Origin of the sequence: Maribacter aestuarii (assembly GCF_027474845.2) — a bacterium.
Taxonomy (GTDB): Bacteria; Bacteroidota; Bacteroidia; order Flavobacteriales; family Flavobacteriaceae; genus Maribacter; species Maribacter aestuarii.
The window spans coordinates 1,626,805-1,648,724 of sequence record NZ_CP107031.2 but is presented as its reverse complement, the minus strand read 5'-3'; the positions used below and the strand labels follow the sequence as shown (position 1 = coordinate 1,648,724).

Annotated in this window: 23 protein-coding genes; 12 read left to right on the top strand and 11 right to left on the bottom strand. The window is 40.5% G+C overall.

Features of this window, described 5'->3' with window-relative positions:
• The first annotated feature begins 80 nt into the window (after nt 1-80).
• The 8 genes from N8A89_RS07525 (at nt 81) to N8A89_RS07490 (ending at nt 8,006) form a co-directional block, all read left to right on the top strand.
• Nucleotides 81-1,004: a S41 family peptidase gene (locus N8A89_RS07525; RefSeq protein ID WP_281541703.1), complete on the top strand. Its 924-nt coding sequence runs from the start codon at nt 81-83 to the stop codon at nt 1,002-1,004.
• Nucleotides 1,005-1,180: 176 nt separating this feature from the next.
• A complete protein-coding gene (locus tag N8A89_RS07520; protein WP_289645231.1) occupies nt 1,181-1,528 on the top strand; it encodes an SdpI family protein in 348 nt (115 codons plus the stop codon).
• A gap of 65 nt (nt 1,529-1,593) precedes the next feature.
• The gene (locus N8A89_RS07515; RefSeq protein ID WP_281541701.1) at nt 1,594-2,718 is read left to right on the top strand and encodes an NAD(P)/FAD-dependent oxidoreductase; all 1,125 of its coding nucleotides are present in this window, start codon (nt 1,594-1,596) and stop codon (nt 2,716-2,718) included.
• Nucleotides 2,719-2,952: 234 nt separating this feature from the next.
• Nucleotides 2,953-3,588: a hypothetical protein gene (locus tag N8A89_RS07510; protein WP_281541700.1), complete on the top strand. Its 636-nt coding sequence runs from the start codon at nt 2,953-2,955 to the stop codon at nt 3,586-3,588.
• Nucleotides 3,572-4,045: a 3-oxoacyl-ACP synthase gene (locus N8A89_RS07505; RefSeq protein ID WP_281541699.1), complete on the top strand. Its 474-nt coding sequence runs from the start codon at nt 3,572-3,574 to the stop codon at nt 4,043-4,045. Before N8A89_RS07510 ends, N8A89_RS07505 begins: the two co-directional genes overlap by 17 nt.
• Nucleotides 4,046-4,107: 62 nt before the next feature.
• Entirely contained in the window at nt 4,108-5,826 is a 1,719-nt protein-coding gene (locus tag N8A89_RS07500; protein ID WP_289645228.1) for an IlvD/Edd family dehydratase, read from the top strand.
• 3 nt (nt 5,827-5,829) lie between these two features.
• The gene (locus N8A89_RS07495) at nt 5,830-7,158 is read left to right on the top strand and encodes a GntP family permease (protein WP_281541697.1); all 1,329 of its coding nucleotides are present in this window, start codon (nt 5,830-5,832) and stop codon (nt 7,156-7,158) included.
• A gap of 11 nt (nt 7,159-7,169) precedes the next feature.
• Nucleotides 7,170-8,006, top strand: coding sequence for a fumarylacetoacetate hydrolase family protein (locus N8A89_RS07490; RefSeq protein WP_281541696.1), 837 nt, complete (start codon nt 7,170-7,172; stop codon nt 8,004-8,006).
• Here the strand turns inward: N8A89_RS07490 and arfB are convergent.
• From arfB to N8A89_RS07440, 10 genes are all read right to left on the bottom strand, one after another.
• On the bottom strand, nt 8,003-8,404 hold the full coding sequence (arfB, locus tag N8A89_RS07485; protein ID WP_281541695.1) for an alternative ribosome rescue aminoacyl-tRNA hydrolase ArfB: 402 nt from the start codon (nt 8,402-8,404) through the stop codon (nt 8,003-8,005). The two genes, N8A89_RS07490 and arfB, sit on opposite strands and share 4 nt — an antisense overlap.
• 291 nt (nt 8,405-8,695) lie before the next feature.
• Nucleotides 8,696-9,685 carry an ABC transporter ATP-binding protein gene (locus N8A89_RS07480; RefSeq protein ID WP_289645225.1) on the bottom strand — a complete coding sequence of 330 codons (990 nt, stop codon included), beginning with the start codon at nt 9,683-9,685 and terminating at the stop codon, nt 8,696-8,698.
• Between the two features lie 85 nt (nt 9,686-9,770).
• On the bottom strand, nt 9,771-11,927 hold the full coding sequence (locus tag N8A89_RS07475) for a prolyl oligopeptidase family serine peptidase (RefSeq protein ID WP_281541694.1): 2,157 nt from the start codon (nt 11,925-11,927) through the stop codon (nt 9,771-9,773).
• A gap of 93 nt (nt 11,928-12,020) precedes the next feature.
• A complete protein-coding gene (locus N8A89_RS07470) occupies nt 12,021-13,010 on the bottom strand; it encodes an aspartate-semialdehyde dehydrogenase (protein WP_281541693.1) in 990 nt (329 codons plus the stop codon).
• Between the two features lie 136 nt (nt 13,011-13,146).
• Nucleotides 13,147-13,722, bottom strand: coding sequence for a M20/M25/M40 family metallo-hydrolase (locus N8A89_RS07465; protein ID WP_289645223.1), 576 nt, complete (start codon nt 13,720-13,722; stop codon nt 13,147-13,149).
• The gene (locus N8A89_RS07460) at nt 13,697-14,437 is read right to left on the bottom strand and encodes an amidohydrolase (RefSeq protein WP_289645221.1); all 741 of its coding nucleotides are present in this window, start codon (nt 14,435-14,437) and stop codon (nt 13,697-13,699) included. Before N8A89_RS07460 ends, N8A89_RS07465 begins: the two co-directional genes overlap by 26 nt.
• A 134-nt stretch (nt 14,438-14,571) precedes the next feature.
• Entirely contained in the window at nt 14,572-15,405 is an 834-nt protein-coding gene (locus N8A89_RS07455; RefSeq protein ID WP_281541691.1) for a LytTR family DNA-binding domain-containing protein, read from the bottom strand.
• Nucleotides 15,406-15,661: 256 nt separating this feature from the next.
• Entirely contained in the window at nt 15,662-16,069 is a 408-nt protein-coding gene (mscL, locus tag N8A89_RS07450) for a large conductance mechanosensitive channel protein MscL (RefSeq protein ID WP_289645218.1), read from the bottom strand.
• An 84-nt stretch (nt 16,070-16,153) separates the two neighbouring features.
• Complete coding sequence (alr, locus tag N8A89_RS07445; protein ID WP_281541689.1) at nt 16,154-17,260, bottom strand: alanine racemase; 1,107 nt, start codon at nt 17,258-17,260, stop codon at nt 16,154-16,156.
• Complete coding sequence (locus N8A89_RS07440; RefSeq protein WP_281541688.1) at nt 17,247-17,897, bottom strand: thymidine kinase; 651 nt, start codon at nt 17,895-17,897, stop codon at nt 17,247-17,249. Before N8A89_RS07440 ends, alr begins: the two co-directional genes overlap by 14 nt.
• 219 nt (nt 17,898-18,116) lie before the next feature.
• Here N8A89_RS07440 and N8A89_RS07435 point away from each other — a divergent pair, with 219 nt between their 5' ends.
• The 4 genes from N8A89_RS07435 (at nt 18,117) to N8A89_RS07420 (ending at nt 21,309) form a co-directional block, all read left to right on the top strand.
• On the top strand, nt 18,117-18,809 hold the full coding sequence (locus N8A89_RS07435; RefSeq protein WP_281541687.1) for a hypothetical protein: 693 nt from the start codon (nt 18,117-18,119) through the stop codon (nt 18,807-18,809).
• A gap of 93 nt (nt 18,810-18,902) precedes the next feature.
• Nucleotides 18,903-19,574, top strand: a complete 672-nt coding sequence (gene rsmI / locus N8A89_RS07430; RefSeq protein ID WP_281541686.1) for a 16S rRNA (cytidine(1402)-2'-O)-methyltransferase — start codon at nt 18,903-18,905, stop codon at nt 19,572-19,574.
• Between the two features lie 17 nt (nt 19,575-19,591).
• On the top strand, nt 19,592-20,731 hold the full coding sequence (locus tag N8A89_RS07425) for a DUF819 family protein (RefSeq protein WP_281541685.1): 1,140 nt from the start codon (nt 19,592-19,594) through the stop codon (nt 20,729-20,731).
• A gap of 2 nt (nt 20,732-20,733) precedes the next feature.
• Nucleotides 20,734-21,309 carry a uracil-DNA glycosylase family protein gene (locus tag N8A89_RS07420; protein ID WP_281541684.1) on the top strand — a complete coding sequence of 192 codons (576 nt, stop codon included), beginning with the start codon at nt 20,734-20,736 and terminating at the stop codon, nt 21,307-21,309.
• A gap of 134 nt (nt 21,310-21,443) precedes the next feature.
• On the opposite strand, the gene N8A89_RS07415 is transcribed toward N8A89_RS07420, so the two are convergent.
• Nucleotides 21,444-21,917, bottom strand: a complete 474-nt coding sequence (locus N8A89_RS07415; RefSeq protein WP_289645214.1) for a hypothetical protein — start codon at nt 21,915-21,917, stop codon at nt 21,444-21,446.
• Between the last annotated feature and the right edge of the window lie 3 nt (nt 21,918-21,920).

The window sequence follows — 21,920 nt, the reverse complement described above, 5'->3', positions numbered from 1 at the left end:
CTCTTGTTGCCCAAGGGTTTTATTATTTTAGTCTTTAAGTTGGATAGTATTAATGATGATATTCATTTGTAATGTTGCATATGAAAAAAGCCCTGGTCGTAATTTCAACCTTACTTTTGTTTTCATGTGGGAGCAAGGCACTTTCTTATCTAAACACAGCAATAGATATAATGGAGGAGAATTCAATAAAAAAGAAGGAAATCGACTGGAAAGAGTTAAGAACATCAGCTCTTGCCGAAATGAAAGGAAAAGAATCAATTGAAGAAACTTATCCAATAATTGAAAAAATTTTAAGGGAGCTAGGAGATAATCATAGTTTTTTGTTGACCGAACAACTTAGAACAAAAATGAGGCAAGCCCATGAAAACTTGCCGATTGTTGAATATAAAATCATAAACAAACAAATTGCATATTTGAAAATACCTGCATTCATGGGCAGTGACAGTTTGCCAAATAATTTTGCAGAATCAATCCAAAAACAAATTAAAAAACTGGACAAGAAAGAGATTAAAAGCTGGATTATTGATTTGACCGAAAATACGGGTGGGAACATGTGGCCGATGTATTTAGGTTTGTCCCCAATTTTAGGGGATGGGATTTCTGGCTACTTTTTAGATTCCGAAAATAAATTTTACGAATGGAGATATTCTAATAATGCAGTTTATGAAGGTAAAACCAAACATCTTGAAATTGAAGATTCGTATGTTTTAAATAATACTGATTACGACAAAATTGCGGTATTAATCGGACGTAAGACGGCTAGTTCAGGCGAGGCAATAGCAATAGCGTTTAAAGAATTTCCTAAAACCCAGTTTTTTGGAGAATTTACACATGGACTGACAACTGGGAATTCAATTCATCCTTTGAGTGACGGTGCCAAACTTATTTTAACAACATCAATATTCGTTGATAGGACAAAAACTATATATGGTGGGCCTATAGAACCGGATATTTATACCACCAAACCTGAAGAAAAAGCAGTTAAATGGCTTATGGAAAAATAATACGTAACATGACTTTGGCTATAATTCAGCTCTAACTCTCTCCTAACATGAAAAACGGTAACTTTAAACCAGCTGATTCCTATCTTGAAAAATCCTAGCGGATTTCCCAAGCTAAAATCATAGCCGAGACGTTGTTTTGCATTAAATTAAACTGGAACTATCAACCTGACTTTTTCATGAATTCATTGGTTTTAAGCCCATTTTTTATAGTCTGCATTGTTTGTGGAATAATTTTTACTCTAGGCGGTTGGCTTTTTCAGAATTTTCCACCTAAAAAAATCAATAATTGGTATGGTTATAGAACTCCTGCGTCTCAAAAAAATCAGGAAAGATGTGATTTTGCACAAGAATATTCCTCTAAAGAAATGATTCGCATGGGTGCGATTTTCATATTAGTCAGTTTTATTGGTTTTTTTTTACCAGGGTCCTTGACAGAAGCTTTTGCAGCTATCGTAATTCTCTTGGTACTTACGACTACTCTAATTTATAGGGTAGAAATTGCAATTAAAGAAAAGTTCAATTAATCAATGCACTGCGACAACGGCTCTGGCTTTTTCTTTTTCAATTAAAATTCAAATAAACTTCTATTATGAACCTTAGCTACTGGGAATACAAATCTTGGCTCTCCAATATCGATTTTACGGTTATTGGCAGTGGAATTGTAGGCCTCAATTGTGCCTTGCAATTACGGACCTTGTATCCAAAGGCTAAAATTTTGGTTTTGGAAAAAGGCGTTCTACCGCAGGGAGCAAGTACGAAAAATGCAGGCTTTGCCTGTTTTGGAAGTATTTCCGAAGTGCTGTCCGATCTAAAGACACATACCGAGGAGGAGGTCGTGGAATTGGTGCAGCAACGCTGGGATGGGATGGCAGCCTTGAGAAAGTTATTGAGCGATAGAGCAATCGATTTTCAGTTACACGGAGGGCACGAGCTTTTTCTGGCGGAGGACCAAGAGCTGTACCAAAATTGTTTAGAGAATCTGGAGGTGGCTAATGCTTTATTGCAACCTGTTTTTAAGGATAATGTTTTTAGAAAAATCCCCAACCATTTTGGTTTTAAAGGGATTGAGCAAAACTATATCTCCCATGTGTTTGAAGGTCAACTGGACACGGGAAAGATGATGTATTCCTTATTGCAATTGGCTATGGCATCGGGCATCATCATTCTTAATTCGGTAACGGTGGAATCCTATGAGGATAAATCGGATGGGGTTGAAGTTAAGACCGATCAATTCGAGTTTCGAACCAATAAACTACTCATAGCTACTAATGGCTTTGCCAACAAATTGTTGAACGAGAAAATTAAACCGGCACGGGCGCAAGTCATTATCACCAAACCAATCGAAAACCTTCAGATAAAAGGGACCTTTCATTTGCAAGAAGGCTACTATTATTTTAGGAATATCGAAAACCGAATTCTTTTTGGAGGTGGTAGGAACCTGGATTTTAAAACCGAGGAAACCACGCAATTCGGCGAAACCGAGCTAGTTCGGAAAAAACTACATGAACTCCTGAAAACCGTCATCCTTCCCGACACACCATTTGAAATCGACTATGGTTGGAGCGGTATCATGGGCGTTGGCAAGCATAAAAAACCCATAATAAAGCGGTTATCCGATAATACGGCATGTGGTGTTCGGCTCGGGGGAATGGGCGTTGCCATAGGCACTACTGTTGGTAGACAATTGGCCAATCTATTCGGCTCTGGAAGTTAACGGACTCAAAAAAATGAGGACGTACGATAGTAGCCTAAATTGAACCCCGGAAATAGAGTAATTAAAGTTAGAAATACTTGTAAATATTAATCTCTAAGTTTCTTTTTCTTTTTATATTGTCTTCCCCTATATTTTAAAGGCTCCATTTCGCGAGTCATCATTTTCATTGAACTACTACCTAATTCCATTGTTTAGAACCCAGTGGGCTATGCTACTAACATAGTTGGACGTTATATGAAAAATGAATTCTCAAAGCTGGGTAAGCTTACCATTTGTACCCTATTAATTGCATTGGCTTCTGCCTGTGCAACGACACAATCCAAATATGATCGGGAATATAGTAAGGTCTGGAAAGAGCTTATCAAATCTAAAGCATGGGAAGAATCTTTTTTGGTTAAGAATGAAGGCCCTGCTGCGGATGGACTTTATGTTAGTACGGAGAATGATGTAGTAGTATTGGATGAACCATCGGTCTATACTAACAATACTGGCTTTGATGAAAAATATCAATCTTTGGTCTCCAGGGCATATTTTAAAATCATAACCGAGGCCGAAAAGGCCGATGCCCGTATCACGGCCGAATACCGGTTGCTCAACAAGCAAGTAGTTTCAGAAAACGGAATTAAGGAGAAATCTTTAAAAAAGCAGAAGGAAGAGATGGCCCGAAAGTATAATGCGCACAAAGCGATGCTGGAAGGTTTGAAGTCGTGGAATATATTCAATGAAAATAGAACAGGGGATTTGGACTATTTTAAGGCTGAGAATAGAGCGGCTGTTCAAGAAATGGCTGAAAACAACGAAAATGATGACCGCATGGTCAACTTCCTTATATATAAACTTGCCGATCTTTACCATGTTGAAGAAAATTGAAAATCTTGAGGAATTAAGAACAAGGGCTTTTGAGCACTGTAATCAATTTGTGGTCGATAGGTTAAACAGGATACAATTTCAAATAAAGGAATTGGAAGAGGCCTTGACTTCTGAAACCAAAAGTAGTGCGGGGGACAAGCACGAAACGGGGAGGGCCATGATTCAATTGGAACGCGAAAAATTGGGTCGGCAATTAGCGGAACAGGAACGAACGCAACAAGTGCTCACCAAAGTTCCTCAAAATCCAAACCCTGAAACTATTGGCATTGGAAATCTGGTCGTCACCGACGCCTTCCTATATTACATCGCCATATCAGCAGGACAATGTAAGGCACAAGGCCAATCCGTTTTCTGTATCTCCGGGGCTACGCCAATCGGGCAGCTGTTGAACGGCAAAGCAGTGGGAGAAAATATTGAATTTAAGGGGACAACGACCTCTATACTTGCAATTCACTAATAATTTATATTCATTTTTAGCTATCTTAAAGCCGGCAACCTAGCTACAGCCAACCAACTATTATGGATAAAAAAAGAAAGTTACGGAGCAGTGAGTGGTTTGGGGGAAATGATAAAATGGGTTTTGTACACCGGTCTTGGTTACGCAACCAGGGATACCCGGACGATTATTTCGAAGGAAAACCGGTAATTGGTATTTGCAATACTTGGTCTGAACTCACCCCGTGCAATGGTCATCTAAGAGATTTTGCAGAGGTTGTGAAAAGGGGTATTTTGGAAGCTGGTGGATTTCCCTTGGAATTTCCGGTAATGTCCCTTGGCGAAACCATCATGAAACCGACCACCATGCTATTTCGAAATTTGGCCAGTATGGATACCGAAGAGTCGATAAGGGCTAACCCTTTAGATGGTGTCGTATTACTAACGGGTTGCGACAAAACGACCCCGTCCACGATAATGGGCGCCTGCAGTGTAGATTTACCTACAATTGTAGTTCCAGGCGGCCCCATGCTCACCGGTCGTTTTAGGGGAGAAAAAATAGGTTCCGGCTCCATGAACTGGATGATAAAGGAACGTCAAGAAGTAGCAGGATATGCTGCTGCTGATATCAGGGAAGCCGAAGTTTGCGTGGCGCGAAGTATAGGCCATTGCAATACCATGGGTACAGCATCTACCATGGCCACCATGTGCGAGGCTTTGGGTCTGACCCTACCCGGATTTTCTTCGATTCCTGCGGTAGATTCAAGAAAGAAACTATTTGCGCAACTATCCGGCAGACGCATCGTAGAAATGGTAAAGGAAGACTTGAAACTTTCTAAAATCCTTACGCGCAAAGCGTTTGAGAACGCTATCATAACGAACGCGGCTGTAGGGGGCTCTACCAATCTCATTATTCATTTGACGGCGATTGGGGGTAGAATAGGGGTGAAACTAGCGTTAGAAGATTTTGATAGTATTGGCAGTAAGGTTCCGCTATTGGTCAACCTAAAACCTTCCGGCAAATACTTAATGGAAGATTTCTTTTACGCAGGTGGGTTACCCATAGTGATGAAAGAACTGCAACCCTTATTGCAAGAATCCGTAACGGTAAACGGAAAGGATATTACTTCAAATTATGAGAAGGATGAATGTTATAATCGTGACGTTATTGCCACCCTATCAAAACCCTTTCAAGAGCAATCGGGCATTGCAGTGCTAAAAGGGAACCTCTGTGAGAACGGAGCTGTTATCAAACCATCTGCCGCTACGCCAAAATTAATGCAGCATAAAGGCAAAGCGGTTGTTTTTGAAAGCATGGAAGACTACCATGCGCGCATCGATATGCCTGATTTGGATATTGACGAGAACAGTATTATCGTTTTAAAAGGGGTGGGGCCCAAAGGATATCCTGGTATGCCCGAAGTGGGCAATGTAGACCTTCCCAAAAAACTTTTGGCCAGAGGCATCACAGATGTTGTTCGTATTTCCGATGGGCGCATGAGCGGTACCGCGGCTGGCACAGTGATTCTGCATGTTTCTCCAGAATCTACCATAGGCGGGACTTTGGCAATTGTAAAAAACGGGGATGTCATTTCTTTGGATGTTCAAAATCGCAGTTTGAACTTGGAAATAACAGAGGAAGAGATGCAACGTAGAAAAAAGGAATGGACTTCCCCTGAGCCCTTGGCAGACAGAGGTTACGTAAAAATGTATATAGACCACGTAGAACAAGCGGATAAGGGAGCCGACCTGGATTTTTTGGTCGGAGGCTCGGGGTCAAAGGTAGAAAGGGATTTACACTAGATTATGGAGATACTATATTTGCTAGTTGCCGTACTGGCCATCATTTTGATGACCACCAAGTTAAAGATTCACGCTTTTCTGGCACTTTTTATCATATCCATTTGTTATGGGATTTTTGCAGGAATGCCTTATGGTGAGATTATCCTGTCCATAAACGAGGGTTTCGGGGGTACTTTAGGTAAAATAGGGCTGATAATCGTATTGGGCGTTATTATTGGTGCGTTTCTGGAAAATACCGGTGGGGCTTATGCCATAGCGGAAAAAGTATTGAAAATAATAGGAAGAAAACGGGTGCCCACCGCAATGGGGGTAATCGGTTATATTGTATCCATACCGGTATTCGCCGATAGTGGTTTCATGTTGCTTCACCCCTTGAACAAAAGCCTTTCAAAAAAAGCTAAAATTTCCATAGCCGGTCCTGCCATAGCTTTGGGATTGGGATTAATGGCTTCGCATACCATGGTTCCACCGACTCCAGGACCAATCGCCGCCGCAGGTATTCTGGGGGCGGATTTGGGATTGGTCATCGCTTTTGGCTTTCCAATAAGCATCATTGCGTTGACCATAGGTATTCTCTTCGCTAACAAATATGCTTCCAAAACGTATATTGAGCCCGATGTGGATAATGCATCGACCACCGAAGCGGAAATAAAAGATAGGCCCAGTGCCCTTAAATCATCCATTCCGATACTTGTCCCCATTATTCTGATCGTATTAAAATCGGTTTTGAATCCGACGAAAACAGGGCTCGACAATGGATTCGTAGCATTCATCAATTTTGTGGGCGAACCGGTCATCTCCTTACTCATTGGTATTTTTCTTTGTCTTTTCTTGCCGAAAAAGTTGAACTACGATATGTTATCGTCTTCCGGTTGGGTTGGAAAGGCGATTCAGGATGCAGCGTCGATAATTTTGATTACAGGGGCGGGTGGAATTTTCGGAAAAATTTTACAGAACTCGGGTATCGCCGATATTTTAGGACAAACTTTGACGGAATACAATATGGGCATCTTTCTGCCATTTGTACTTGCAGCGGCTTTAAAAACGGCTCAAGGATCCTCAACCGTGGCCTTGGTAACTACGGCCTCGATAATTATGCCCATGATGCCATCTTTGGGTTTTGATTCGGAAATTCAGAAAGCTCTGGTGGTGGTGGTTATTGGGGCAGGATCGGCCGTGGTCTCCCATGCGAACGATAGTTTCTTTTGGGTCGTTACCCAAATGAGCGGCATGAACGTTAAAACGGGTTACCGATTATTTAGTTTAGGAAGCGGCGTTTTGGGGGTTACCGGGGCAATTGCCGTCTTTATTTTTTACTCCATTTTTGCTTAAAATCAGAAGTAATGAAAGTCTACCATACCAAAGAAGGCATTTTAGTAGAACAAGAATCAAAATTTTATCTGCTCACTCACGAAACGTGGGACGATTTCATCAATGATGATGACATCATTACCAATACCATGGCAAAACTGACTCCCGATAATGAAGTAGAAAATAGTAAATCCCTGCTCGAGCAAGGCTTGCGACCTCCGGTGGAAAGTCAAGAAATCTGGGCAAGTGGGGTTACCTATTATAACAGTAAATTAGGAAGGGAAGAAGAATCTAAAGCGTCTGGCGGGAGTGACTTCTATGCCAAGGTGTACGAGGCGGAAAGACCCGAATTGTTCTTCAAGGCGACGGCGCATCGTACAGTAGGCCATGGCGGAACCGTGAGAATACGTAAAGATTCCCATTGGAACGTGCCAGAACCGGAACTGACCTTGGTCATAACGGCTTCGGGTAAAATAATTGGGTATACTATTGGTAACGATATGAGCTCTAGAAGTATTGAAGGCGAAAATCCGTTATATCTGCCTCAAGCCAAGACTTACGATGGCTGTGCTGCCATAGGACCTTGCATTCTATTGTCCGGCGAACCTTTGCCTGGTAATACCCAAATTAAACTGACAATTCAAAGAGGGGGAAAATCGGTATTTGAAAAAAGTATCGGTATTGACCAAATGAAACGAAAATTGACGGATATCGTAGGGTATCTCTACCGGGAATGCTCTTTCCCACACGGAAGTCTGTTAATGACCGGAACGGGAATCATACCCCCTAGTGATTTCACCTTAGAAATTGGAGATGAGGTTTTCATCTCTATTGATGGGATTGGAACGCTGAAGAATACTGTAGGTTAAATATCCGGTTTGCCACGGTGCTTCTTTTTTAAAGAAGCTATTTTTTTGCTCCGTAATCTTTTTTCTATGGATGAACGCGTGGGTTTGCTCTTTTTTCTTCTTTTCTGGACGATTAAAGCTTTCTTCGTCAAATCGAAGAATCTTTTTATGACCAGTTCCTTGTTCTTGTGCTGACTGCGCGTTTCATCACATTGCAGCACCAAAGTATCGTCTTTGGTGAGTTTTGAACTTAGTTTGAGCTTTAATCGACTCTTTTCCACTTCGGAAAGACCAGTGGAATTTGTTATATCAAACGTGAGTTCAACCTTGGAAGAAACCTTATTGGCATGTTGGCCCCCAGGCCCACCACTTCTAATGGCCTTAAACTGGAGTTCCTTTAAAATGCGTTCACTATCCAAAAGAGTGCTTTTAGACAAATGTAATCAAACGGTCAGGAAATGATTTCTAAAGCACTACCTAGGTTTAGGCAAAGTATGCGGCTAAGGATGACATATTAAACGAAAGCGGGAATAAGTAGCATGGTAAAAACTACCAAGGTTAGCACAAAATGAACTCTCTTCATAATATGGGATTTAAAGATTTACCGCATTAACGATTGATTTTTGAAAATAGTCTGTATCCGCAGAAATTTATTCAAAAGTCTAAAAATGGGCAATATGTTAACGGTATCAATAAGGAGGTTGAAAGGTTTACAACAATTCCACTTGTTGTAGTCGCTGATTGATGGTTTCCAGAGACACATTTAGGAACACCTCTCTTCCTATATCAAGATCTGTGTTGGCATTGAAGAAAATAGTGTCACCATCATCTCCTTCACCCTTCATTAAATAATGACTACCCATGGGATAGACGTTTTTAACGGTAATAGGAATTCCAGAGCTTTCGGAAACCTTAAATTCATGTGCGTAAACAATGATTTTTCTCTTGGTGTTGGCGTAGGATTTCAGCACATCTATGGATATTAGGGTTGCTTCTCCAAATAAGGAGGCAATATACAAGTCGCGTGGATTCCTATACAGTTCAAGTGGACGAGCTTTGGCAATGATATTAGTGTTCCTGATCACGACAACACGGTCCGCAAATGGGAGAAAATCGTTATAATCATGAGTGGCCACGATACAGGTGATGCCGTTCTCCTTCAAGTATTTGAAGATATTTCTTCGAAGACTATTTTTTAGGAAATTATCAATATGACTAAAGGGTTCGTCCAAAAGCAAAATCTCAGGTTTTTGGGCCAGTACCCTAGCCAATGCCACGCGCTGCTGTTGGCCGCCACTTAAAGTATTTACTTTTTTATGGGCAAAATCCGTAAGTTCTATCAGTTCCAATAACTCGGCTGTTCGCTCTTTCAATTCTTTCGGATAAAAAACGGACAAATACTGACTTACGTTTTCGGCAACGGTAGTAAAGGGCATCAAATCAAAATCCTGCGAAAGGTATTTCATGTAAGACATCCCCGGTACTAGATTATAAGCCGGTCCAAGTACGGGTTCGTCTTCCCAAAAAATAGCTCCTTCCTCCAAATCTAGGAGCCCGTAAATTATTTTGAGAAGGGTACTTTTTCCGCAACCGCTTTCCCCAATGATGGCCACATGTTCTCTGCGCTGTATCCTTAAGTTGATATCCTCCAGAACAGGGAGTTTGTCATAGGCATAAGAAACATTTTCTATTCGGAGCATAGCGTGATCTGATTGATGTAATAGCGAAAAATCCGTTCCTACATAAGAACGGATTTTTCAATAAAATATTGATGTAAACCTTTTATTAATCCTTAAACTCTTTCAACACCGATTGATTGGGTAATTCATTGTAGCCCATGTTATAATACGTGAACGCAAAAATATCGGCATACTGTTCAATGGTTTTGCTTACGGGAGTCCCAGCTCCGTGGCCGGCATTGGTTTCAATACGTATCAAGGTTGGGTTGTCCCCTGATTGCTTTTCTTGGAGCTCCGCGGCAAACTTAAAGCTGTGCGCAGGAACTACGCGATCATCGTGGTCTCCTGTCGTGACTAAAGTAGCAGGATATGATGTCCCTTCTTTGACATTGTGCACAGGGGAATATCCTTTTAGGTAATTGAACATTTCCTCGCTCTCTTCAGATGTTCCGTAATCATAAGCCCATCCCGCTCCGGATGTAAAAGTGTGATAGCGCAACATATCAAGAACACCAACCGCAGGTAGCGCTACCTGCATTAAATCCGGTCTTTGGGTCATGGTGGCACCTACCAATAACCCGCCATTGGAGCCGCCCCTTATGGCAAGATGTTCCTTGGAAGTGTATTTGTTATCGATGAGGTATTCGGCTGCGGCTATAAAATCGTCAAAGACATTTTGTTTTTTTGTCTTTATGCCGGCGTCATGCCATTTTTTACCGTATTCACCTCCACCCCTAAGGTTCGGGACCGCGTATATGCCGCCTTGTTCCATCCATACGGCATTTACAATACTAAAGGAAGGGGTGAGGCTAATGTTAAATCCACCATATCCATATAAAATAGTGGGGTTCTTGCCATTGAGCTCCAATCCTTTTTTATGGGTTATGATCATAGGAACCTTAGTGCCGTCCTTGGAGTTATAGAATACCTGTTTGGATTCATAATCCGAGGGATTAAAATCTATCTCCGGTTTCCAATATTGCTCGTATTCCCCGGTCTCTACATTGTATTTGTAGGAAGAACCTGGGGTGTTGTAGTTAGTGAAAGAAAAATAGAATTCCTTATCTTCTTTTTTGCCTCCAAACCCACTGGCGCTGCCCAATCCAGGAAGTTTAACTTCACGCACCAGGTTGCCCTCATAATCGTATTGAAAGACTTTGGAAATGGCATCCACCATGTACTCTGTAAAAAAGTAACCGCCTCCCGTATTAGGGCTTAGAACGTTTTCGGTTTCTGGGATGAAATCCGTCCAATTTTCTGGTGTCGGATTAGCAGCATCTACGGTAACTATTTTTTGGTTTGGTGCATCCCTGTTTGTAACCAGATATAGTTTAGAACCTACATTTTCTATGACGTAGGTATCGGAATCCGTATCCTCCAGAATGGGAATCAGAAGTCCGTTAGGATCTTCAAGGTCTTGTATGAACAATTTATTTCCAGAAGTGGAGGTAGATGCGGAAATGATGAGGTATTTATTATCCTCCGTAACACTGGCACCCACATAACGATGCTTTTCTAATGGCTTTCCACCGTAGACCAGTTCATCTTCATTTTGAGGGGTACCCAACTTATGGTAATATACCTTGTGCTGATCTGTCTTGGCAGAAAGCTCACTACCTTTTGGTTTATCATAGCTGGAATAGTAAAAACCATCGTTCCCGCGCCAGGAAATGCCGCTGAATTTAATGTCGACCAAGGTATCTTCCACTATCTCTTTCGTAGCGGTTTTCATAACAATTGCTTTCCGCCAATCGCTTCCGCCTTCGGAAATAAGGTAAGTGGCCAATGAGCCATCCTTGGTGAAACTTAAACCCGCTAAAGATGTAGTGCCGTCTTCCGAGAATTCGTTGGGATTCAGGAATACTTCTTCCTCAACCTCCCCTTTTTTGCGATACACTACATATTGATTTTGGAGCCCGTCGTTTTTGTAGTAATATGTATAATCCCCTTCTTTAAACGGTGCGCTCAGTTTCTCGTAGTTCCATAGTTTTTCCAAGCGATTCTTAATATCCTTTCTAAATGGAATTTTCTCCAAGTAGTCGAAAGTCGTTTCGTTCTGCTTTTTCACCCATGCTTCGGTTTGGGGACTTCTATCGTCCTCCAACCAACGGTAAGGATCTTTAACTTCTATTCCGAAATAGGTGTCTGTGGAATCGACTTTTGTAGTAGTGGGATAGTTCACGGCGATGGGTTCTCTTTTAGTTTCTGTTTTACATGCGCCGAGGACGGTCACGGCCAACAGATATAGGGCTATTTTTTTCATATCTCCTTAGGAATTTGTCGGGCCAAAAATACCATAAAAAACCCTTCAAAACGGTAACGTTTTGAAGGGTTTAACATTTTTTTGGTGTTACCATCAGACCAAATCTTTCGCCACCAAATACTCGGCGATTTGCACCGCGTTGGTAGCGGCACCTTTTCTAAGATTGTCAGATACGATCCACATGTTCAAAGTATTGCGCTGTGTTTCATCCCTGCGGATACGTCCTACAAAAACCTCGTCTTTATCGTGGGCGTAGATGGGCATAGGATAGGTGTTGGTGTCCGGATTGTCCTGTACGGTGACGCCTGGCGTATCGTTCAATAGCTGCCTAACCTCGTTTAATTCAAAATCATTTAAAAATTCCACATTCACCGACTCGGAATGTCCTCCTGCCGTAGGAATGCGAACCGCTGTTGCAGAAACGGAAAATGTTCTATCGTCCAATATTTTCTGAGGCTCACGCGCCAGTTTCATTTCCTCCTTGGTATAACCATTTTCCAAAAACACATCGCAGTGGGGTAGTGCATTTCTGTTAATAGGATATGGATAGGCCATCTCCCCTTGTATGCCTGCAATTTCATTTTCTAATTGTTTTACGGCTTTTAGTCCGGTACCTGAAACCGACTGATAAGTGGATATCACTACCCTTTTCATTTTATACTTTTTGTGGAGCGGCGCTAAAGCCATGACCAATTGTATCGTAGAACAGTTGGGATTGGCGATGATTTTATCCGTGGCGCTCAATTCATGCGCGTTAATTTCCGGGACAATCAGTTTCTTGTCCGGGTCCATACGCCACGCGGAAGAATTATCAACGACCGTAGTTCCGGCTGCAGCAAACTTGGGCGCCCATGCTAAGGACGTGTCCCCACCCGCAGAAAATATGGCAATTTGTGGTTTTGCGGCAACGGCATCGGCCAGACCAATAATGGTATGTTCTTTTCCCTTATAAGAAAGAGTTTTGCCAACGGAACGTTCGGAAGCTACCAGTAAGAGCTCCGTAATTGGAAAATTACGCTCTGCCAATACTTTTAACATGACCTCACCGACCATTCCGGTGGCACCTACTACAGCTACTTTCATTTATGTTAATTTAAAGAACAAAGGTAGGTCAACAGTGAGTACCTCACAATAAGATTTTGAGAACATATTAAAAACACAACAAAATGTTTTGTTTGGAACAATTTTTTAATTTGTTCATTTAGTGGGCTGCCTTTCTTTATTTGATAAGGGTTCTTTCTAAGATCAATGATGAAAAAGATTTCACCCCAACTCTGATACATTCTTCATCAACATTAAAATTGGGCGCGTGATTCATGGCGACAATTCCTTTTTCGAGATTTGAACCGCCAAGTAGAAAATACACTCCCGGGGTTTTTTGCTGAAAATAGATGAAGTCGTCATTAAAATAGGGAACTTGACCGTAACCCGTTACAACAGTTTCGGTACCATATATTTCGTTGAGGATGTTTTCTGCTTTATGCGTTAGCCTTTCATCATTCAATACTGTTGGATTTTCTTGAATGTACGATGTTGCAATGAACTGATCTTTAAATTCTGAATCATGAATGATTTGCTCAATTTTAGGTAAGATTTGAGGCAAATTTGACTTATTGGTTTCGTAAGCAGAAGCTATTATTTTGAATTGACCGCTATCTTCTTCGGTGCTGAAAAACTCATCTATAAAAAAATAATCTTTTAAAATAGTATTCGGGTTACTTAGTCCGTCTATGGTATCAAATGCCTTTAAAATTTGCCATGGATTCGTTTTATCTTTTTCTTCGTAACGTTTCATTTCTCATCCGATTGTGCAGTACTTGCGCATCTTCTTTAGACAATTCACTGTTGAATTTAAGCTGTATTATTTTTTGATAAGCATATAGCTCGTTAGGTTTTACCATGATTTGACCAACTGGTAAAGCGGTCACGTGTAATGCATATATTTCATCTATATCCATTACTGAATATAGGTCGCTGTTGACGATATTTTTTGCACCGACAAAAGTTTCTTCTTCAGGTTGAAATATAAAATATATTGTACCATGGATAGTTTCTTTGCTTTTGGACAATACTTCTGCTATTCCCAGTCCAATGGCGAGATGAACATCGTGACCGCAGCCATGCTGTACCCCTTTAATTTTGGATTTGTAGGGTGTCTCATCAGGAAAATCATTCGGTATAGCGTCCATGTCGGCCCTCCAAGCGATATTTTTACCTTTTTTCCCTCCTTTTAATATCCCGATGACACCATATCCCCCTACACCTGTTTTCACTTCCAGTCCTAGGTTCAGCAAATACTCCCTGATAAGCTTGGAAGTTCTTTTCTCATTTCCGGACAGCTCGGGGTTTTGGTAGAAATCCCTTCGAATTTCAGCCAGTTTGTTAAAAATTTCATTTGTTCGTTTTTCTATCTCTTGATGGACACTTTTTTCTTCCGGTGATGCACAAGATATTGCTGTAATGCTTAGTAATACCAATAAACTGTAGCATAAGATTTGACTTTTTTTCATTTGACTTGTCTTTATTATTTATTGAACGATTTGTCAAATAAAATCAGAAAGATAAAATGGTGAAAGAAATAGTGACGAATGAATATTATTATTGATTAGTTGCCGGTTTTTTTGACGAAGTACTATTTTTTGGGCTAAGTATCCATGGCCGATTTGATGGTTTTATAGTATGATTTTGATAAAGGTACGTTCACATCTTCGTAATGAAACGCTATTTTAGCATTTTGCGAATTACCCATTATCGATTTAATGTTGGAAGCATTTACTAAATAGGAACGATGCGACCTATATAAAAAGGGAGCTTGTTTTTTTATGGCTTTTAAAGTATTTCTAAATGTTACTTGTTTGATGATATTGTCTGTGATATAAAAAATCCGGATATAATTCTCAGATGCCTTAACGAATAGAATTTCTTCTTTTTGAAGTGTTATTTTCTCTCCTTTGTTAACTCCAAAGAACTTAATCTCATGAAGAGATTTTTTGGTAATCAACACACCAAATTTATTTCTGAAATACAGGTAGAATGGAAGAAGGATTACCATGATCGGTACAATCGAGTTTCCGAAAAACCAAAGTCCGTGTTTTAGATGCTCATATCCATTGAATTTGTAGCTAAAAAGATTATTTAGAAAGACTTGGTTGTAGAAATGTATCGGCACACTCGAAACAAGTATAAAGCCGATAAAAGAAAGAATTTCATAGCGAACCTCCCATCTTTTGTTTCTGTACGTATACCATAGATTTTCCATTCTTGCACAAAACAAATATGCGATCTTGATTAATAAACCAAATCCAGAAAATATTAAATACTTATAGTCGGATTCAAATCCATACGTGCCGAAAGGTTGAAGGGAAATCATTATGAACATCACGATTCCTCCTAAAAAGACACCTATTAAGAGTTGCTTCTTAAAATTAAAACTGTAGGGTATTTGCTTAAATATGAACGCTAACATTTTAATTCCCATTCTTCATTTTACAGAAAAATTTAAAAGAGCTTTTGAATTTATTTCTTTTAGCTGTGTACTTAAATATAACATATTTAAAGAGACCCTTGAACCGAAGTCCAGGATTGATTTAATCACCTAAGCCTAAGTGATTTACCATCTCACCAAAAAAGAACCGTCATTCTTTTATGCGAAAAAGAGAATGACGGTTAAAGTTTAAATTATACTGCGTAGTGCAGCGGCTTCCCGATGCTTACATCAGGAAAAATTATTTGTATTATTTCTTCAGCAAATCCCTGATCTGCATCAACAATTCCTCTTGCGTTGGTCCTGCTGGTGCTGCCGGAGCTTCTTCAACAGGTTTTTTAGTTTTATTATAGGCTTTTACAATGGCAAAGAGTACGGCACCTACAATAATTAAATTGATGATTGCATTGACCCATTTACCGTACATGATGGCATTTTCTGGCTTCGTTACGGTACCGTCTGTTGCTATGACCGCTTCCGAAAGGACTACTTTCATATCGGCAAAGTCTACTCCTCCGGCAAAATGACCTACAATCGGCATCATTATATCGGTGACAAATCCGTTGACGACCAATCCTACCGCGCCGGCCAAAATTACGGCGACTGCCAGATCAATGACGTTCCCCGTCATGATGAAATCCTTAAATTCTTTTAACATGATTTAGTGTTTTTAGTGGTTTATATAAAGCAACAGCAATGTAATAAAAAAACAGTTTCTTAACAAAGTGTTAATTGCTATTTTTTAATCGACTAGCTCTCGTCTCACCCTTTGCGAAATTCCGGTTAAAAGCTCATAAGATATGGTGTTGGCCGATCCCGCAAATTGATGCGCAGATAGTTCGGGGCCAAAGACCAGTACTTCATCACCCTCTTTACAATCAATACCCGTAATGTCGATCATGGTCATATCCATACAAACATTACCTATAATAGGCGCTTTTTTACCATGGACCAAAAAATATGCTTTCCCGTTTCCATACTGTCTTCCAATGCCGTCCGCATGACCAATGGGAAGTGTTGCCGTAGTCCTATAATCTGTGGAGCTATAGGCCCTATTATAACCCACGCTTTCTCCAGGCTCGATTTTGTGAATCTGTGAAATGATGGTCTTCAGGGTGGCAATAGGCTTTAATTGTGAATCTATTATGGTATCGTTCCCATATCCGTATAACCCGATACCGCTTCTTACCATATCGTACTGCCCTTGAGCATAGTTGATTATTCCAGAGGTATTTAGCAAATGTTTAAAGGGGCTATAACCCAACTTCTTGTCCACCTCTGTAACGATTTTTTGGAAAGTATTTATTTGTTTTCTCGTGAATTCCTCTTCGCTCAAATCCTCGGATGCCGCTAAGTGGGAGAAGACCGAGGCGACTTTAACTGCGTTACTCTCTTTCAATTTCGCAATTATAAAATCGACATCATTTTCCCAAAAACCCAATCGGTTCAATCCAGTATTGAACTTTAGATGAATCGGATAGTCTTTTTGATTATGCTTTTTAGCAATATTCAGGAACTGTTTCAGAATATTGGGAGAATAGATGCTAGGTTCTAGACACCTTTCGATTAGGGTATCAAAATTAACGGGCTGTGGATGTAAAACCAAAATAGGTTTTGTGATGCCTGCGTTTCGGAGCGCAACCCCTTCCTTTGCATAGGCCACACCAAAATAGTCTACGCCAAGTCCTTGCATTTTTTGGGCGATCTTCTCCGCATCGGACCCGTAGGCAAAAGCCTTTACTACAGCTAAAAACTTGGTCTCCGATTTTAGTTTAGAACGTAGGTAATGATAATTATGTTCCAATGCCCTTAAATCGATTTCGAGAACGGTTTCCCTAGCTATGGCCATTGGAATCTTTTTTATTCGGCGCAACCTCCTCTGAATCTACATGCATATCCTTTACTTTTTCCTTCAGCATCGCTTTATAAAAAGCACCGCGACTCAGCGGCTCGTACTCGTTGGTCTCGCCTAGCATTACCAATTTGTCGTTATTAGATTTTCTAAAACTGTAATTGGCCAGATTTCCCGTACGCGTGCAGATAGCGTGGACTTTGGTCACATACTCAGCCGTGGCCATAAGGGCGGGCATGGGTCCAAAGGGATTTCCCTTAAAATCCATATCCAAGCCCGCAACGATTACCCGAACCCCTTTGTTCGCCAAATCGTTACAAACCGTTACTATTTCATCATCAAAGAACTGTGCCTCGTCTATTCCTATAACGTCACAGGTATCCGCAAGAATCCGAATGTTAGCAGCTGCAGGAACAGGGGTAGAACGTATCTCATTGGCGTCATGCGATACCACCAGGTCATCATCATAACGGGTATCTACCATAGGTTTGAATATCTCTACTTTTAATTTTGCGAATTGAGCACGCTTTAAACGCCGTATCAGTTCCTCGGTTTTCCCAGAAAACATGGAACCGGCGATGACTTCTATCCAACCGAATTGTTCCTTGTGATTAACGGTATTTTCGAGAAACATTTTGTAATTTTAGACGAAAATAAGAGGTTTTTTCGTTGTAGTTTATAGAATGCTAAAGTTATTAAAAAAAGGCGCTGTAATTGGGAGGATTAGACTAATTTGTAGGATAACAAGGGAGTCGAGATTAATTCTGTCAACACTTAATCGCAATACGACAAGGGCAACTCATGGAATTAATTGAAGTTGGGCCGGTAAAAACAATAAAAATATCACGTAGAGATGAAAAGAAAGTTGAAAGCTGAATTGGTGAAAATGTCCACGGATATCATCACTTCAAGAAACATGAATGAGATACCGGAACTTTACGAGGCCGCCAAAGGTCTGTATGAAAAAATTGCGGTACTCAAGTTTATTGAGGAGGAATTGAACGATATTCAAGTAGATGTCTCCAAAAATGTAATTGCGGAGAAGTTCGAGAAGATGGCTAATGCCGTGTTGAGCGCAAACTCATCCGTACCGGAGAGTAACCCGCACGAAGAGGATATTATGACGCCTGGGATGGACACCATCAAAGATATGGTCTCCGAGATGCCGAATTCGGATAATCTAGAGGAGGTACTTACAGAGTTTATGGGAAAGCCGGATTTAATGAAGAACGATAAAGAAATTTTCATGCCCAGAAAGGGTAAGAGCGGTGCCGAAGTGGAAGTCCCCAAATCGCTCAATGACCGTTTTGGGAACAAGGATTTAAAGGTGGATTTGAACAATCGCCTAGCATTCGTGAAACATTTGTTCAACAACAGCACCTCAGATTACAATCGTGTGTTATCCCAACTCAATACGATAGATACCGAGGAGCGTTCCATCGCTTTTATTAAGAACATGGTAAAGCCGGACTATAATAATTGGGAAGGAAAAGAGGAATATGAAATGCGTTTTATGGAATTGATAGAGCGTAGGTTTTCGAAATAAAAAAACAGGATTAAAATCTAAAACCCGACAGTAATGTTGGGTTTTTTATTGCTTCATTATTGAGGAAAAGAAGTAAGGCCTTAACTTTAACCCATGGGGAAATTATATTTAGTTCCGACGCCAATAGGCAACCTTGAGGATATGACCCTTAGGGCAATTCGAATCTTAAAGGAAGTGGATTTGATTCTGGCGGAAGACACACGCACGAGTGGTAAGCTATTGCAGCATTATGATATAACAACGGCTATGCAAAGCCATCACATGCACAATGAGCACAAAACGGTAGATGGGATTGTTCGTAGGTTGAAGAATGGCGATACTATTGCGCTTATATCCGATGCCGGAACACCGGCAATTTCTGACCCGGGTTTTTTGGTAACACGTGCTTGTTTAGAAAATAATATTGAAGTTGAATGCTTGCCCGGAGCAACGGCTTTTGTTCCCGCGCTTGTGAATAGTGGCCTTCCGAACGACAAATTTGTTTTTGAAGGATTTCTCCCGGTAAAAAAAGGAAGACAAACGAGATTGAAGTTCTTAGCGGAAGAGGAACGGACGCTAATTTTTTACGAATCTCCCCACAAGCTATTAAAAACCTTAGCGCAATTTGTGGAATACTTTGGAGCGGACAGAGCGATTTCCGTGTCGCGGGAGCTTACAAAATTGTACGAAGAAACGTTTAGGGGAACAGCAGAAGAAGTATTGAAACACTACACGGAAAAGCCTCCCAAAGGGGAAATTGTCATCGTTGTTGGGGGCAAGAAATAGTTTCTTACATTGGCCCCATGTTAGCACCTTGGATAATCGCTTCTTTTACAGTCATTGCTGTTTACTACTTGGACCGATGGGAAAATAAGCATATCAAATCCTTATTTGATTGGGTGCCCGCAATTTTATTGGCCTACATCATTCCCGCAATAATTTCCTTTGTTTTAAACGTCGATTATTCACAGGCATACATTCACAATTTTAGTAGGGATTATTTTATTCCCTTGGCTATTATTGCCGTAATGAGCAGTTTGTCCTTAAGCCAGTTGAAGGCCATTGGGTTCAAACCTATCTTGGTCTTTGCCGCTGGGTCTTTGTTCATTGCCGTCTTTCCTGTACTACTGATGTTATTTTTTTCCGATGCCGAGCTTATATCAAAGACCATGGTTGCCGATAGTTATTGGATGGGAATCCCTCCCATTGTGGGGAGTTGGATTGGAGGCAGTACCAGTCAGCTGGTCTTAAAAGAGCTGGTAGCCTGCCCCGAAAATATATTTCTTACGGTGCTGGTCATGGACAATATTCTGGTGAACATCTGGACCATACTCATGTTTCAAAGTATTAAAAAAAGCGACAAACTAAACTCATGGTTCAAGATATCCGATATAGCCATTCCAGAAGATATCCGTGTAGAAAAAGGGATAAAATTAAATCCATGGCTAAGTGCATTTGTTCTTCTCTCCATCGTAGTATTGAGTAATTTTTTTATAGACAGTTTTGTGGTTAAAGTGGTTTTGCTCTCCTTTATAGGCTTGGCCCTTAGCAATTTCATTCCTCGATGGAATTTCAAATTTGCTTTGAAAGCGGGAAGCATTCTGATTATTGTGGTCATGGCTGTATTAGGACTAAAGCTGCAGATAGCCACTTTAGGATTCAATATTCCTTTTCTCGGGTTTCTAATCATTTGGCTTGTGGGTCACTTTATTTTTATGCTGTTGATTGCGAAAATGCTCAATGTGAACATGGCTTGGGTGCCCATTGCAAGTATGGCCAATGTTGGCGGTATCGCCACGGCACCAGCAGTCACGGCGGCCTATAACATCAAATGGATGCCACATGCCATTGTACTGGCTATTTTAAGTATGGCAACAGGTACATTTTGGGGGATGCTTACTATTTGGCTGTTGCGTAATTTTGTAGTTCAAGGAACAGGTTAATTATGCAAAAACTTCTTTCAGAAATCAGGGCCTGTGAAGTCTGCAAGGAACACTTACCCCTGGGACCTAGGCCTATCATTAGCGTAACGAATACGTCCAAAATCATTTTGGTAAGTCAAGCCCCTGGAAAAAAAGCACATGAACAAAATAGGGCTTGGGATGACCCTAGTGGAAGAAAACTTAGGGAATGGTTGGGAGTAACCGAAGAACAGTTTTACCATCCGGATAATTTTGCCGTATTGCCTATGGGATTCTGTTATCCGGGAAAAGCGGCCACTGGTGATATGCCCCCACGGAAAGAATGTGCGCCGCTGTGGCACGATTTGGTTTGGAAACAGTTTAAAAATGTTGAATTAATACTGCTGATTGGAAAATACGCACAGGACAACTATTTAAAGGATGCTTCCAAAAGAAACTTAACGGAGAACGTAGCAAATTATAAGGATTTCTTGCCTAAATATTTCCCGTTACCACATCCTTCACCCGTCAACCGTTTTTGGACAATAAAAAATCCTTGGTTTGAGGAGGAGGTTCTTGGGGAGTTGAGAGAAAGGGTAGCTGGGGTTATTAGTCCTTAAAAGGTTTTGGAAAACTTGTACTCACGCGATATCAAACACCTGCAATAAAAGAAGGTGTCTGCTAATTTCAGTAGGAACCTTAATCACCTTTGTCATTTTCCTTAGCTGTTTTCTGTAAGGTTGCCTTTTATAAATCAATTTGATTTTTCAGGAGCAAACTTAAAAACCAAATTACCTAATGCTATTTCTATGGTGTCTTTTTGAATCCTATCATACCTCTCTTTTATTGCTATCGCCTCTAGCGATTTATAGAAATCAAATTTGGAATATCCTTTTAAAAATGAACGTGTTTTACTTTTATCGGAAAGCCTCAAAGGGCCAAATTCGCTTGAACTTACAGTTCCAAAATCTTTGAACCCATATTTATTGTTAATAAGAAGTGACACTAATAATATTCTGTAACCTTCAAATGTTCCCCTACTTTCTCTAAAATATGCAGGCATAACATAAATTACATCGTTTTCTAAAAATCTAATTTTTTGAAAATCACCTTTAGTTAGAGTTGACGCCCCATTTTCAGGAATAAAAGAGTAAGGTATCATATCTTCATCATACTTTAAAGTTTTACAAGAAGAAAACAGTAAAATTATCATACATAAGCTTCTCATTTG

Bases quoted from the DNA above. Each gene is read 5' to 3' on its own strand.
- mscL (WP_289645218.1), bottom strand. From the start codon at position 16,069: ATGTTAAAAGAATTTAAGGATTTCATCATGACGGGGAACGTCATTGAT.
- N8A89_RS07455 (WP_281541691.1), bottom strand. From the start codon at position 15,405: ATGGGAATTAAAATGTTAGCGTTCATATTTAAGCAAATACCCTACAGT.
- N8A89_RS07520 (WP_289645231.1), top strand. From the start codon at position 1,181: ATGAATTCATTGGTTTTAAGCCCATTTTTTATAGTCTGCATTGTTTGT.
- N8A89_RS07415 (WP_289645214.1), bottom strand. From the start codon at position 21,917: ATGAGAAGCTTATGTATGATAATTTTACTGTTTTCTTCTTGTAAAACT.
- N8A89_RS07525 (WP_281541703.1), top strand. From the start codon at position 81: ATGAAAAAAGCCCTGGTCGTAATTTCAACCTTACTTTTGTTTTCATGT.
- N8A89_RS07435 (WP_281541687.1), top strand. From the start codon at position 18,117: ATGAAAAGAAAGTTGAAAGCTGAATTGGTGAAAATGTCCACGGATATC.
- N8A89_RS07440 (WP_281541688.1), bottom strand. From the start codon at position 17,897: ATGTTTCTCGAAAATACCGTTAATCACAAGGAACAATTCGGTTGGATA.
- alr (WP_281541689.1), bottom strand. From the start codon at position 17,260: ATGGCCATAGCTAGGGAAACCGTTCTCGAAATCGATTTAAGGGCATTG.
- N8A89_RS07480 (WP_289645225.1), bottom strand. From the start codon at position 9,685: ATGCTCCGAATAGAAAATGTTTCTTATGCCTATGACAAACTCCCTGTT.
- N8A89_RS07505 (WP_281541699.1), top strand. From the start codon at position 3,572: ATGTTGAAGAAAATTGAAAATCTTGAGGAATTAAGAACAAGGGCTTTT.
- N8A89_RS07475 (WP_281541694.1), bottom strand. From the start codon at position 11,927: ATGAAAAAAATAGCCCTATATCTGTTGGCCGTGACCGTCCTCGGCGCA.
- N8A89_RS07460 (WP_289645221.1), bottom strand. From the start codon at position 14,437: ATGAAAAAAAGTCAAATCTTATGCTACAGTTTATTGGTATTACTAAGC.
- N8A89_RS07420 (WP_281541684.1), top strand. From the start codon at position 20,734: ATGCAAAAACTTCTTTCAGAAATCAGGGCCTGTGAAGTCTGCAAGGAA.
- N8A89_RS07425 (WP_281541685.1), top strand. From the start codon at position 19,592: ATGTTAGCACCTTGGATAATCGCTTCTTTTACAGTCATTGCTGTTTAC.
- N8A89_RS07495 (WP_281541697.1), top strand. From the start codon at position 5,830: ATGGAGATACTATATTTGCTAGTTGCCGTACTGGCCATCATTTTGATG.
- N8A89_RS07490 (WP_281541696.1), top strand. From the start codon at position 7,170: ATGAAAGTCTACCATACCAAAGAAGGCATTTTAGTAGAACAAGAATCA.
- rsmI (WP_281541686.1), top strand. From the start codon at position 18,903: ATGGGGAAATTATATTTAGTTCCGACGCCAATAGGCAACCTTGAGGAT.
- N8A89_RS07515 (WP_281541701.1), top strand. From the start codon at position 1,594: ATGAACCTTAGCTACTGGGAATACAAATCTTGGCTCTCCAATATCGAT.
- N8A89_RS07510 (WP_281541700.1), top strand. From the start codon at position 2,953: ATGAAAAATGAATTCTCAAAGCTGGGTAAGCTTACCATTTGTACCCTA.
- N8A89_RS07500 (WP_289645228.1), top strand. From the start codon at position 4,108: ATGGATAAAAAAAGAAAGTTACGGAGCAGTGAGTGGTTTGGGGGAAAT.
- N8A89_RS07470 (WP_281541693.1), bottom strand. From the start codon at position 13,010: ATGAAAGTAGCTGTAGTAGGTGCCACCGGAATGGTCGGTGAGGTCATG.
- N8A89_RS07465 (WP_289645223.1), bottom strand. From the start codon at position 13,722: ATGAAACGTTACGAAGAAAAAGATAAAACGAATCCATGGCAAATTTTA.